At 68.7% G+C, this 12201-nt stretch carries 13 protein-coding genes; 4 read left to right on the forward strand and 9 right to left on the reverse strand.

The window, feature by feature from the left end; translation table 11 throughout:
- Positions 1-113: 113 nt before the first annotated feature.
- The 9 genes from V7E00_RS03030 to V7E00_RS03070 all read right to left on the reverse strand — a co-directional run bounded on the left by V7E00_RS03030 (position 114) and on the right by V7E00_RS03070 (position 8794).
- Positions 114-866, reverse strand: coding sequence for an SDR family oxidoreductase (locus tag V7E00_RS03030; protein ID WP_333571203.1), 753 nt, complete (start codon positions 864-866; stop codon positions 114-116).
- Between the two features lie 259 nt (positions 867-1125).
- Positions 1126-1674 carry a hypothetical protein gene (locus tag V7E00_RS03035; RefSeq protein WP_333571204.1) on the reverse strand — a complete coding sequence of 183 codons (549 nt, stop codon included), beginning with the start codon at positions 1672-1674 and terminating at the stop codon, positions 1126-1128.
- 59 nt (positions 1675-1733) lie between these two features.
- On the reverse strand, positions 1734-2723 hold the full coding sequence (locus tag V7E00_RS03040) for a type II secretion system F family protein (RefSeq protein ID WP_333571205.1): 990 nt from the start codon (positions 2721-2723) through the stop codon (positions 1734-1736).
- A 5-nt stretch (positions 2724-2728) separates the two neighbouring features.
- Positions 2729-3709 (reverse strand): type II secretion system F family protein, encoded by a 981-nt coding sequence (locus V7E00_RS03045; RefSeq protein WP_333571206.1) that lies wholly within the window; start codon positions 3707-3709, stop codon positions 2729-2731.
- Positions 3710-3716: 7 nt separating this feature from the next.
- Positions 3717-4991, reverse strand: a complete 1275-nt coding sequence (locus V7E00_RS03050; RefSeq protein WP_333571207.1) for an AAA family ATPase — start codon at positions 4989-4991, stop codon at positions 3717-3719.
- Positions 4988-5620, reverse strand: coding sequence for a CpaD family pilus assembly lipoprotein (locus V7E00_RS03055; RefSeq protein ID WP_333571208.1), 633 nt, complete (start codon positions 5618-5620; stop codon positions 4988-4990). Before V7E00_RS03055 ends, V7E00_RS03050 begins: the two co-directional genes overlap by 4 nt.
- Positions 5621-5643: 23 nt before the next feature.
- Positions 5644-7224, reverse strand: coding sequence for a type II and III secretion system protein family protein (locus V7E00_RS03060; protein WP_333571209.1), 1581 nt, complete (start codon positions 7222-7224; stop codon positions 5644-5646).
- A 2-nt stretch (positions 7225-7226) separates the two neighbouring features.
- Positions 7227-8261: a Flp pilus assembly protein CpaB gene (gene cpaB, locus V7E00_RS03065; protein ID WP_333571210.1), complete on the reverse strand. Its 1035-nt coding sequence runs from the start codon at positions 8259-8261 to the stop codon at positions 7227-7229.
- A 56-nt stretch (positions 8262-8317) separates the two neighbouring features.
- Entirely contained in the window at positions 8318-8794 is a 477-nt protein-coding gene (locus V7E00_RS03070) for an A24 family peptidase (RefSeq protein WP_333571211.1), read from the reverse strand.
- A gap of 48 nt (positions 8795-8842) precedes the next feature.
- Here V7E00_RS03070 and V7E00_RS03075 point away from each other — a divergent pair, with 48 nt between their 5' ends.
- The 4 genes from V7E00_RS03075 to V7E00_RS03090 all read left to right on the forward strand — a co-directional run bounded on the left by V7E00_RS03075 (position 8843) and on the right by V7E00_RS03090 (position 12182).
- Positions 8843-9781, forward strand: a complete 939-nt coding sequence (locus V7E00_RS03075; protein WP_333571212.1) for an alpha/beta hydrolase — start codon at positions 8843-8845, stop codon at positions 9779-9781.
- Entirely contained in the window at positions 9778-10851 is a 1074-nt protein-coding gene (locus tag V7E00_RS03080; protein WP_333571213.1) for an NAD(P)/FAD-dependent oxidoreductase, read from the forward strand. The genes V7E00_RS03075 and V7E00_RS03080 overlap by 4 nt, the downstream gene beginning before the upstream one ends.
- Positions 10852-10905: 54 nt before the next feature.
- Complete coding sequence (locus V7E00_RS03085; RefSeq protein ID WP_333571214.1) at positions 10906-11676, forward strand: FadR/GntR family transcriptional regulator; 771 nt, start codon at positions 10906-10908, stop codon at positions 11674-11676.
- A gap of 95 nt (positions 11677-11771) precedes the next feature.
- Positions 11772-12182, forward strand: coding sequence for an acyl-CoA thioesterase (locus V7E00_RS03090; protein WP_333571215.1), 411 nt, complete (start codon positions 11772-11774; stop codon positions 12180-12182).
- Positions 12183-12201 lie beyond the last annotated feature (19 nt).

The following is a 12201-nucleotide window of genomic DNA, read 5'->3' on the forward strand; positions in this document are numbered from 1 at the left end:
GCCCTTCCTCTTCGGGAGGCGTGGGGTGGAGAACGCTCCAGAGCGACGGTCTCGGTGAGACACGGCCCCACCCCAAACTCCTCCCCTGAAGGGGAGGCGCTTCCTGTTTGGTTCTACAGCTTCACGGCAGCATTGCCGCCATCGGCCCAAAGTGCAGAGCCGGTGACGAAGCTCGCCATGTCGCTGGCCAGGAACAACGCGGCCTGGGCGATCTCCTCCGGCGCGGCGATCCGCTTCATGGCATGCAGCCCCGCCGCCCAATCGCGTTGCGCATCGTCGCCGGCCATCTCGGTCGCGGTGCCGCCGGGGAGCAGGGCATTGGCTCTGATTCCGGCGGCGCCATAATCGGCGGTGATGCCGCGGACGAGGCCCAGCAGCCCCGCCTTGGCCGCGGCATAGGCGCTCATCCCCGGCAATCCCACGCTCGCGCCGACGAAGCTGCCGGTGAACACCAGCGAACCGCCGCCGCGCGCCAGCATCGCCGGGATCTGTGCGCGTGCGCCCAGGAAGGCGGCGGTGAGGTTGGTCGCCAGCACAGCCTGCCACTCCGCCGGATCGATTGCCGCCAGTGGCTGCAGCGGACCCACCAATCCCGCGTTGTTGAACGCGACGTGCAGGCCGCCGAACGATGCCAGGGCTGCGGCAACGGCGGCCTCGTGTGTCACGGCGTCTGTCACGTCGCCGGCCACTGCCACGGCTCTGCCGCCCGCGGCGTTGATCTCCGCTGCCAATGCGTCGAGCCGCTCCTGCCGCCGCGCCACCAGCACCAGCGATGCGCCCTGCGCGGCAAAGAGCAGGGCGGCGGCGCGGCCGATCCCCGAACTGGCTCCCGTGATGATGGCTGTCTTGTCCGCGAGCAACGTCATGTCCGATCTCCCTTCATGGAGCCGGACGGGTAGCGGCAGGGTGGCGCGGGCCGCGTCCCGTTGCTTGTCTTGAAACGAGCGGGATGCCCGAAACAGGAACGCCCCCTTCCTTGCGGAAGAGGGGCGCTGCCGAAGCCGGCCGGCCCTCGTCGATCAGGACGTGGTCATGGCTGGCGGGTAGGGGGGGAACCGATCCGGGCGGGTATCTCGAAGGTGCCCCTGTCTGGGCGTTCCATCTCGGGCCGGCGGTACGGCACGATCAGGCGTGGTGGCCAAACCTGCGGGCGTGTTCGTCGGTATCGCCGGCGCGCAGCAGGGCTGCCTGTTCGCGCCAGCGCTCGTCGACGATCGTGCCGTGCGGGAGGCCGAGGCGCTCCTCCAGCGGCAGCTCGTCGCCGCGGGGCAGTTCCTCGATGTCGCGGAAGTGCTGGATGCCGAGCTGGTTGAGCTGGCGCTCGCGATGCTCGTCGATGCCGCGGATGCGGGCAAGCACGTCGGTGCCGCCGTAGAACCAGCTGCGGATGGCCGAGTCCCGCTTGGCGGGCGCGGCATCGGCCACCGGCGCGGCCGGGCGGCGATCGGCCAGCGTGCGCTCAAGCTTCGAGTTGGCGGCTTCCAGATCGCGGATCCGGGTGTTGGCGGTGGCCAGCTCCTCGCGCAGCGCCTGGTGCGTATCGCGCTCGGCTTCATAGCGCTCCCGCCAGCGGTGACCACTCCTGCTGCTGGCCATGCCGAGCAGCCAGCCTGCCACCAGGGCAAGCGCGAGACCGATGAACTGAAGCGGGGTAGTGTAGGGTAAGTCGTTCATAAGTCAGGCTCCGGGCATCCCGCCCATAACCTGCTGCGCCGCCCAAGGTTCCGTCCGCTTCAATGCATCAGCGAATCATTGATCGAGCAGGCGGCGGGGCCCAGGATCACGATGAACAGCACGGGCAGGATGAACAGGATCAGCGGCACCGTCATGATGGCGGGCAGCCGGGCGGCCTTTTCCTCGGCGCGCATCATCCGTTCATTGCGGAATTCTGCCGAAAGCACGCGCAATGCGGAGGCGAGGGGGGTGCCGTACTTCTCGGTCTGGATCATCGTCGTGACAACGCCGCGGATCGCCTCGAGGTTGATGCGCATTGCCATGTTCTCGAACGCCGCGCGCCGATCGGTGAGGAAGCCAAGCTCGATCGCGGTCAGGGAGAACTCCTCGCCCAGCTCGGGATAGGCGCGACCCAGTTCCTTGGCGACGCGGCTGAACGCCGCGTCCACGGTGAGGCCGGCCTCTGCGCAGATCACCAGCAGGTCCAGCGCATCGGGCAGGCCCTTGCGAATCGCGTCGCTGCGCTTCTGGATGCGGTTCTTCAGGTAGAGATCGGGCGCCTTGTAGCTCAGGATGAAGCTGCCGGCGACCAGACCATAGGCCTTGAGCGGGGTCCAGTCGGCGAACAAGCCGGTGCCGTAGACGAAGTAGAGCATGGGCCCGCCGATCACGATCGGCAGCACCAGCCGGCCGAAGATCACGCCCACCGCCCATTCGCGGCGGCGAATGCCGGCCTGGAGCAGTTTTACCTGCGCCACCTTGACCTGTTCGTCCTGCAGCACCTTGAGCGCGCTGAGCAGGTTGCGAATGCGGTCCGTGGTGTCGCTGCGCTGGACCAGCTTGGCGCGACGCTTGGACGGGGCGGCGGCGATGCCGGCCTTGAGCTGTTCGCGCCGCTCATTGAGCGCCTTCACCCGGCGCGACATCGGGTTGCGAACCGTCGTCGCGGCATAGATGGCGACGAGCACGGAAAACGCCGCGATCGCCGACAGGATCGTCGCGACCCAGGTGACGTCGATGCCGAGCAGGGTGGGGCCGGTGGGTTCCATCGCCGTCAGATCTCGAAATTGACCATCTTGGCCATGATGAAGGCGCCCAGCGCCATCCAGATCAGCCCGCCCCCGCCGGCGACCATCAGGCGCTGATCGAGGAAGAACTTGGTCATATATTCGTTGTTGATCGACCAGATCAGCCCAAACACGATGAAGGGCAGCGCGCCGACGATGAACGCGGAGGCCTTGGCTTCCGACGACATCGCCTTGATCTTCAGCTTCATCTGCGCGCGCTTGCGCAGCACGTCGGACAGGTTGCTGAGCGTTTCGGCGAGGTTGCCGCCGGTCTCGCGCTGGATCTGGATGGTGATCGTGAAGAACTGGAATTCCGGCGTGCCCAGCCGGTCCGCGGTTTCCTGCAGCGCGGCGTCCAGCGCGCGGCCGATCTTCATCTTGTCGCTGATCGCGCGGAATTCCTCGCCCACCGGTCCGGGCATCTCGAAGCCGACCACCCCGATCGTCTCGGTCACCGGCAGGCCCGAGCGCAAACCGCGCACCAGCAGGTCGATCGCGTCCGGGAAATGGGTGGTGAACTTCGCCACGCGCCGCTTGATCAGGAATCCAACGACGAAGTGCGGCACGCCGAGCCCGACGAACAACCCGAAGACCAGCGAAAGCAGCAGCGGCGCGCCTTCGAACAGCAGCAGCGCGAAGACGGCGAGCACCAGCCCCAGCGTGGCAAGGCCGTACTGGCCGAGCGTCCAGCTCTTGCCGGTCATCGCCAGCCGCTTTTCCAGCTGTTCCTGGTTCGGCAGCAGCCGCGCAAAGGTGAGATCGAAGCCGCTGGCCTGCGCGGTGGAGATGCGGCGCAGCTGCGCTTCCATCGCATTCGCGCCGGTGGCGCTTACCATATGGCGGTCGCGCAGCGACGTCAGGCGCCGCGCGCTGGCCCGCTGTGCCGAGGGACCCGACAGCGCGAAGGCCAGCAGCACCAGCACCGCGGCGGCGCCCAGGCCCAGCATCAGGAGCGGCAGCAGCGGCATCGGCCGGCTACTTCTTCTTGCTCGCCATCAGCGCCTTCAGGTCGCCGAGCTTGCTGAGCAGCGAGCCGCCCTTGGCGATGGCCTTTCGTTCGCCGTCCTCGCCGGCATCGGTGATCTCCAGGATCCGGCGGGCGAGCTCGCCGATCGGGGCAAGGCCGCGATGGGTGCGGCCCACTTCGGCCATGGCCTTGCCCAGCTTGGCGGCCTGGCTGGCGATCTTCGGCTCGAAGGGCACGACGAAGTCGATCTGGCGCTCGATCGAGCCTTCGAAGTCCTTGCGGCTGATCTCGAGCATCGCGGGCTGCTGCATCTTGTTGGCGAGGATGAAGAGCTGGGTCTGCGGCGCGTTGGACTTGAACCAGCTGAGGAGGCGGATCGTGTCGCGCGCGGCCGCGAGCGTGAGTTCTGTGACCAGCACCGCCACCTGCATGTCGGCGATCAGGTGCGGGTGCTGCACCAGCATCTGCCGCGGCAGATCGGTGATGGTGCATTCGAACGCGCCGCGGATTTCTTCCTGCAGCTGGTAGAAGGCGGCGCCGTCGCCGGTCATCGGCGCGTTGATCGGCGCCTCGGCCGAAAGCACCGCCAGGCGTTCGGAAGCGCGCACCATTGCGCGTTCGATGAACAGCCCGTCGATTCGGCTTGGGTTCTCGATCGCATCGGTCAGGCCGCGCCCGGGTTCGAGGTCGAGCGCCAGCGCGCCGGTGCCGAAGTGCACGTCGAGATCGAGCAGCGCGGTGGTGCGGCCCTGCCGCTCGCCCATCAGCCACGCCAGCGAGGTGGCGATGCTGGTCGCACCGCAGCCGCCGCGGGTGCCGATCACCGCCGCTGCGCAGTGCGGCCGCCCGACGCTTGCCTCGCTCTGCTTCGGCGCGGCCAGCGCGGTCTGCGCCTGGAGAAAGGCGTCCCGAAGCATGTCCGGGTTGATCGGCTTCAGCAGATAATCCTGGATGCCGCTGGCGATCAGGTCCCGGTACAACCGCACATCGTTGACCGCGCCGGCGGTCAGCACGATCGTGCCCGGCTCGCAGACTTCGGCAAGCGCATTGATGTCGTTGAGCGGATCGCCCGATTCGGACAGGTCGACGAACAGGATGTGCGGGCTGGCGGAGACGGCGAGCGTCTGCACCGCGTTGCGCAGGCCGCCCTTGTTGACCTTTTCGGGCGACCAGCCGAGCTCGACGGCGATCGGCCGCATCAGCTCTGCGGTCGCCTCGTCGCAGACGAAGCCGGCGAACGGCTCGCGACTTGCAGCGCGGGCAGGGTTGAAGGGTGCGTTCACTTCGGGCCTCCGGCCGAATCTGCCTTCACCGTCGCGCCGCCTGCGCCCGACGGAACGGCCGCGCGATAGGCGCCGATCGCCTTGGTCATCGTCATCGGATCGGCCGTGGGGGAGCCGGGCGCGCCGCGTACGAGATCGGCGGGATCGGCAACCATCGCGGCGAGGTTGGACGCAGTGGCGCAGCCGAAATTGGAGCTGGTGCTCGCGTCCGCCGTCATCCCGCTGGGGTGCGCATAATCGGGGCAGCCGGGAACGGCGGCGGTGGTGCGGGTCAGCACCACGCGCACGATATCGGGGGTGTCCGGGCGGCCGGTGGCAGGCGCGCGATCCGCAAGCATCAGGCCGTAGCGACCCGCCGCCGCCGCCACTTCGGCGCGACCGGTGCTGCCCTCGCCACCATCGTCGATCGCGAGACGGTCGCCGTAGCGCAGGTTCATCGCGCCCATCCATTCGGCGAGGCGCCGTTCCTCGCCGGGCGCGAGCCGCCCGCCATCGGCCTGCAGGTCCAGCGTCAGGTCCTGACGGCTGACGACCGGCTGGTGCACCGAATCAAGGCTGCCGTTATAGCCGGCACAGCCCGCCAGCAGCAGCGCGGGGGCGAGAAGGGCGAGAGCGGGACGCGGGAACAAGGCGGTTCTCCTCGAGGGGCGCATCACAGGCCGAAGCCCGGTGCGGCCGCGGCATTCTTGGACTTGCGCGCCGGGGCGGGCGGCGCGATCGGGGCAGGCGCCAGGGCGTCGCTTGCGGGCGCGGCGCTGGACGGCGCCATCGACGGCATCGGCCGTTCGCCGCCGCTCTTGCCGCCGGCCAGTTCGCCCATGAAGATCCGGTCGAAGTCGTTCGGCGCCTTGTAGCCGTCGGTCGGCAGGCGGATCTGGTTCGCGTTGACCGGGCGGACCAGATAGGGGGTGATCACGATCACCAGCTCGGTCTCGTTGCGCTGGAACGCGTTCGATCGGAACAGCGCGCCGAGAATGGGCATGTCGCCGAGGCCGGGCGTCTTCGTGATCGAGTTGTTGTGCGTGTTCTGGAGCAGGCCGCCGATCACCATGCTCTCGCCCGAGCCCAGCTCGACGGTCGTCTCGCTGCGGCGGGTGGTGAGCGCCGGGATGGTGGTGTTGGCCAGCGTCACCGCGCCAGAGGAGGAAAGTTGCGACACTTCCGGCCGTACGTGCAGCGAGATGCGGCCGTCCGCCAGCACGGTGGGCGTGAAGGCAAGGCTGACGCCATACTGCTTGTATTCCACCGTGGTCGTGCCGAGCGCCTGGGCGATCGGAATGGGGATCTCGCCGCCCGCCAGGAAATTGGCCGTCTCACCCGAAAGCGCCGTGAGGCTGGGCGAGGCGAGGGTGGAGACCTGACCGATCGTCTCGCCGAAATCCAGGCTGGCGAGCAGATCGGTGCCGAGGAAATGCCCGGCGGCGCCCAGCAGCGTGTTGCCCGTGCTGGGGCTGGGGAAGGTGAATACCTTGCCCCCCTTTATCGCGCCGCTCGCCGGATCCTGCGTCTCGCCGGTCCAGTTGGTGATCGACCCCTGCTTGCCCTGGTTGATGCCGAACAGGAAGCTGCCATGGTCGCGGTTGGTCAGGTTCACGTTCAGGTTCTTGACGAAGCTGCGGCTCACCTCGGCGAAGCGGACCTGCAGCTGCACCTGCAGCGGCGTCGCGGTGCGCAGCCGGTTGACCACGCCGATCTTCAGCGCGACGTTTGCGTCATTGAGGTTGATGCCGGGGTTGAGCAGGCTGGTGACGAGCCGCTGCGCCTGTTCGCTGTCCTGGGGCGAGCGCACGGTGCCGTTGAGCACGGCGATCTGGCCCACGGTCGTCACGGTGATGTCCGAATCGGGCATCGCCGCCTTCATCATCGTGTCGATGCTGCTGATGTTCTGGCTGACCCGGACGTTCGCCGAATAGACGATCGCGCCGCTCGCGCTGGTGGCGAACACCGTCGCCTCGCCAAAGGCCTTGCCATAGAGGTGGATCTGCCGGGTGCTGGCGACATAGACGTCGGCGACACCGGGGTTCGACGTCCACACGTTCGCGGCGGCGGCGGGCAGGGTGACCAGCTCGCCCTCGCCGATCGAGAGCAGCACTTCGCGGGCCGGGCGCTGGCTGCCGGCGGGCAGCTGCGCCATGCGGGCGACCGGCTTGGCGGTATGGCTCTGGGCGAGCGCCGGCTGGGCGGCGAGCAGCAGGGCGAGGGTCGCCGCGCCGAGGGGGAGGGTGCGCTGCATTTTCAGTTCTTTCCGCCAACGGGGACGAGGCTGGCATCGCTGCCGCGCACGACGCGCACCACCGGGCCGATCGATTGCGCCGCCACGGGTGCGCCGGCCGCCGATACCGGGGCCGAGGCCATCATGCCGGCGGGCGCGGCTTCCTTCGACGGCACGGTGCGGCGCTGGAAGCGCGAGACGTCGGCGCCGGTGACGTAGGAGTCGCTTTCGTCCTGCGGGCGGCTGGTGGCGCGGGCGAGGAACGCCTTTTCCTTCTTGGGATCGTCGGGCACGCTCACCGCGCCGCTGGCGATCGCCTCGTCGAGATCGCTCTGCGTGTCGGCCAGCGAGCGCAGCGACAGCGAGAGGGTGCCGACGGTCTGGGCGACGGCGATCTTCTCGGCGATCTTGGGCGTCGCTTCGACGGTGACGGTCGAATAGGCGGTGACCACGGTCTTGCCCTTGTCGTCGGTCTGCTTGTCGGTGCGCTGGTCGGTGGCAAGCACGCGCAGGTTCCGCAGTACCGTCTCCGATGCGCGCAGCGGCGCGCCCTCGCCGATCACCGTCTGGGTGAGGATCAGGTCGATATGATCGCCGGGGAAGACAAACCCTGCCACGGCGCTCTGCGCCGACACGGGGACGGTGACCGCGCGCATGCCCGGGCCCAGAGCTGCGGCCAGGAAGCCGCGGTCGCCGGGCTTGACCAGTGCGCCCTGGGTTACCGGCTGGCCGGCGGGAATTGCGAAGCGGACGACGGTGCCCTGCAGCTTGGCGGGATCGCTTTCGGCGCGGACATAATAGGCGCCCTGCACTAGGTCCTTGGGCCAGGGGCGAAACTCCAGCGCGGTGGCGTCGAGGATGGTGCCCACGGGCAGCGCCCGCTTCGCGACGAGTACTTCGGTGGTGTTGACCGGCGGAGGCGGAGCCGCGGCGACGCCGTTTGCCATCGCGCCGGCGGCAGGGGCGCCCGATCCGAGCACCAGGCTGCGCGCCATGAACGCGGTCACGGCCGCGACCACCAACGCTCCCACGAGCAGCAACAGCCTACGTGCGTCCATGCTGAATTACGCCTTCTCGAACTCTTTGGCCGACCCGGTTGTGGCGGCGTTAAGTATCATCCAATCCGGTTAAGAATCGGTTCGTACAGGACAATCAGAGCGCCGATGGCGATCGCCACGCCGTACGGCACCTCGATGGGCGCATCGCGCCTTGGCCGGCGCAGCTTGGCGTGGAGCAGCATCCCTAGGGTGAGCACCCCGCCGAGCAGCGACATCAGCACCAGCATCCGCAGCAACGGCGCCAGCGGCAGCCACAGCGCCAGCGCGCCGATCAGCTTCACGTCGCCGCCGCCCATCATGCCGAAGGCGAACACCGCGACGAACAGCCCGAAGACGAGCGCGGCACATCCGATCTGGATGGCAATGTCCGGCCAGAGCGCCATGCCGGTCGCCCACCACCACAGCGGTGCGCCCAGCGCGATCGCGGCATTCTTGGCGTTGGCGATCGTCCGGAAGCGAATGTCCTCGATCCCGGCGGACACCAGAAGCAGCGCGAGCACGCCGAGCAGACAGGCCTGGAAGATCGCCCCCATGGCCCAAGTGGGTAGACGGACCGGCTTACGAAACCGTAACCACGCAACATGGCAGTTTCCCGGAATGTTTCCCGTCAGCTTCCCCCAGATGCGGTGGTGGACCGCTGGCCGGCGCCCGATGGATGGCCGCTCCGCCGCTTCCACTGGCCGGCGGGGGACAGCCCACGCGGCAGCATCCTGTTCCAGACTGGCCGCGGCGACGTGTTCGAGAAATATCTGGAAAGCTTCGCGCACTGGCACGCGGCGGGCTGGACCATCACCGCCTTCGACTGGCGCGGGCAGGGCGGCTCGGGGCGGCTGACGCCCAAGGCCAATTGCGGCCATATCGACGATTTCGGGACCTATATCGCCGACCTGCGCGCCTTCGTCGCTGCCTGGATGGCGGATACGCCCGGCCCGCATGTGGTGATGGGCCATTCGATGGGCGGCCATCTGGTGCTGCGTGGACTGGTCGACGGCGCGATCGCCCCCGACGCGGCGGTGCTGGTTGCGCCCATGCTCGGGGTGCGCAGTGCGCTGGGCTGGCTGGCGCCGCCGATGGCGCGGCTCCTCTCGCGACTCGGCGACCCGCGTCGCCCCGCGTGGAAGGGCAACGAGAAGCCCTATACGACCGAGACCCGGGCCAACCTGCTGACCCATGATCCCGATCGCTATGCAGACGAGCTCTGGTGGCAGGCGCAGGACCGCGCGCTGCTGACCGGTCCGCCAAGCTGGCAGTGGCTGGTCGAGGCGTTCCGATCGATGGCGGCGCTGGAAGCAGCGCCGGTCGAGGCGGTGCATACGCCGCTGCTGCTGCTCGTCGCGGAAGCGGATGGGCTGGTGGACGCCCGCGCCGCGCTGCGGATCGCCCCGCGGCTGCCGGACGCGGATGTGCTCCGCTTCGGGCCGGAGAGCGCGCACGAGATCCTGCGGGAGGCCGATCCCGTGCGGAACCGTGCGCTTGCCGCGATTGACCGCTTTCTCGAAACGCGGGCGCCGCGCCGGTGAACGGGTTCGACGTTGCGATCATCGGCGCCGGCATCGCGGGGGCCAGCCTTGCCGCAGAGCTTGCGCCGCACGCACGGGTGCTGCTGCTCGAGGCCGAGGATCGGCCCGGCTATCATGCAACGGGACGTTCGGCCGCCTTCTGGTCCGAGACCTATGGCGGGCCGGACGTCCAGCCGCTCACCACCGCCTCCGGGCCGATGCTGCGCGACGGCGGGTTTCTCGATCCGCTGGGCGAACTGCACGTCGCCCGGACGGGCGACCAGCGCCGGGTGGATGCCTTTCTGGCGGCCTTCGAGGGCAGCGGCGTAGCCCTGGAGCCCGTGGACCCGCGCAGGATCGTGCCCGGCCTGCGCGAGGGCTGGTCGCTGGGGGTGCACGAGCCGGGCTGCGCCTATATCGACGTGGCCGCACTGCATCAGCATTTCCTCGCCCGCGCCCGGGCAGCGGGGGCCGAGCTGCGGTGCTCGGCCGCGCTTGTCGGCGCAGCGCGGGCGGCGGGTTCGTGGCGGCTGGAGACGCGGAGCGGAGTTTTCGCCGCCGATCTCCTCGTCAACGCGGCCGGTGCCTGGGCGGATCAGGTCGCGGCGCTGGCCGGCGCGGCCCCCATCGGCCTTCGGCCCTACCGCCGCACCATGGTGCAGCTGCGCACCGATCCCGCGCCTCCGGCGGGATGCCCTTTGGTCAGCGATCTGGGCGGCAGCTTCTACTTCAAGCCCGAAGCGGGCGGCCGCCTGTGGCTCACGCCGCATGACGAAGTGGACAGCCCACCCTGCGACGCTGCGCCCGAGGAGATCGACGTCGCCACCGCGATCGATCGCTTCGAGCGGGTGGTGGACTGGCGTGTCGCAGCGCTTGAGCATCGCTGGGCCGGGCTGCGCAGTTTCGCGCCCGATCGGCGGCCGGTCTATGGTTTCGATCCGGCGACGCCCGGCTTCTTCTGGTGCGCCGGGCAGGGAGGCTTCGGCATCCAGACCGCGCCGGCGGCCGGACAATTGGCCTGCCAGCTGATGCTCGGCCAGGCCCCCTTGCTCGATCCGCATCGCTATGTGCCTGATCGGTTTCGGGATTGATTGGTAAGGCCAGAGGCTTTGCGAAAACCCGCCGCTCGCCTAATAGATAGGGTGATGAAACTCAACCGAAGCAAACTCTACCAGCGTGTTGCGGCGTCGATCGCCGACGGTATCGAGGGCGGCCGCTGGGCGCGCGGCACCCGGCTGCCCGGCGAACGGGATCTTGCCGAGGAATATAAGGTCAGCCGCCCGACGATCCGCGAGGCGATGATCGCGCTGGAGATGAAAGGCTGGATCGAGGCGCGGCATGGCTCCGGCCTGTACGTCACGCACCGCGACAATTCGGGCGGCTTGCGTGAGGACGCGCTGAACCTGGACATCGGTGCCTTCGACCTCACCGAGGCGCGCATTCTGTTCGAAGGCGAGGCGGCGGCGCTGGCGGCGGTGTCGATCACCCCCGAGCAACTGGCCGAGCTCGACCAGATCGCCGCGGAGATGGCCGACCCGGCGACCGGCAATGCGACGCTGTTCGATGCCGATCACCGCTTCCACATCGCGGTGGCCAATGCGACCGGCAATGCCGCGATCCGCAGCGTGGTGGAGTATCTGTGGGAGCTGCGCACCCGCTCGCCGCTCTGCGCCAACATGTTCGATCGCGCGCGCCGCAACGGCGTGAACCCGCGGTATGACGAGCATCGCCCGGTTCTCGATGCGCTGCATGCTCGCGATCCGCACGGTGCGCGCGCGGCGATGCGGCGGCACCTGCGCGGTGTGGTCGACGACCTGCTGGAGGCGACCGAGCTGGAACTGCTGGAGCGCGCCCGGCATGAGCTCGACACGCGTCGCGACACGCTGGCAAAGCGGCTGGAAATCGGGCCGGCCTGACCGTTTTCCGCTACGGCAGGGGGCTCCGGTGCAATTGTTCGTGATTCCGCGCCCGACGGGTCGCTTGTTCGGCGCATCTGTACTATGATGCCTGGGTGAGCAACACCGCGATTCCCTTCGAATTCCGGGTCGACGTCGCCCAGGACGACATCGACTTCATGGGACATGTGAACAACGCCTCCTATTTGAAATGGGTACAGGCGGCGGTGGTGAGCCACTGGCAGGCGCTGGCCCCGGTAGAGGCCGTGGCCGAGCATCTGTGGGTCGCGCTGAAGCACGAGATTACCTATCGCCGCCCGGCCTTTCTGGAAGACGACGTGGTCGCCACCGTGCTGCTGGAAAAGGTACAGGGCGCGCGCGCCTTCTACGAGACGATCATCCGCCGCGGCTCCGAGGTGCTGGCCGAGGTGAAGTCCAGCTGGTGCTGCCTGGATGCGGAGACCAAGCGGCCGGCCCGGCTCGCCAAGGACGTGATCGACCATTTCTTCGTCAAGGCGGCTGATTGACGGAAACATTCCGGACGCA

It is taken from the genome of Sphingomonas sp., from assembly GCF_036731925.1.
GTDB lineage: Bacteria > Pseudomonadota > Alphaproteobacteria > Sphingomonadales > Sphingomonadaceae > Sphingomonas.

What these genes read in the sequence shown, in the direction of transcription:
- V7E00_RS03030 (WP_333571203.1), bottom strand. Translation starts at nt 866, where the DNA reads ATGACGTTGCTCGCGGACAAGACAGCCATCATCACGGGAGCCAGTTCG.
- V7E00_RS03035 (WP_333571204.1), bottom strand. Translation starts at nt 1,674, where the DNA reads ATGAACGACTTACCCTACACTACCCCGCTTCAGTTCATCGGTCTCGCG.
- V7E00_RS03040 (WP_333571205.1), bottom strand. Translation starts at nt 2,723, where the DNA reads ATGGAACCCACCGGCCCCACCCTGCTCGGCATCGACGTCACCTGGGTC.
- V7E00_RS03045 (WP_333571206.1), bottom strand. Translation starts at nt 3,709, where the DNA reads ATGCCGCTGCTGCCGCTCCTGATGCTGGGCCTGGGCGCCGCCGCGGTG.
- V7E00_RS03060 (WP_333571209.1), bottom strand. Translation starts at nt 7,224, where the DNA reads ATGCAGCGCACCCTCCCCCTCGGCGCGGCGACCCTCGCCCTGCTGCTC.
- cpaB (WP_333571210.1), bottom strand. Translation starts at nt 8,261, where the DNA reads ATGGACGCACGTAGGCTGTTGCTGCTCGTGGGAGCGTTGGTGGTCGCG.
- V7E00_RS03070 (WP_333571211.1), bottom strand. Translation starts at nt 8,794, where the DNA reads ATGGGGGCGATCTTCCAGGCCTGTCTGCTCGGCGTGCTCGCGCTGCTT.
- V7E00_RS03075 (WP_333571212.1), top strand. Translation starts at nt 8,843, where the DNA reads ATGGCAGTTTCCCGGAATGTTTCCCGTCAGCTTCCCCCAGATGCGGTG.
- V7E00_RS03085 (WP_333571214.1), top strand. Translation starts at nt 10,906, where the DNA reads ATGAAACTCAACCGAAGCAAACTCTACCAGCGTGTTGCGGCGTCGATC.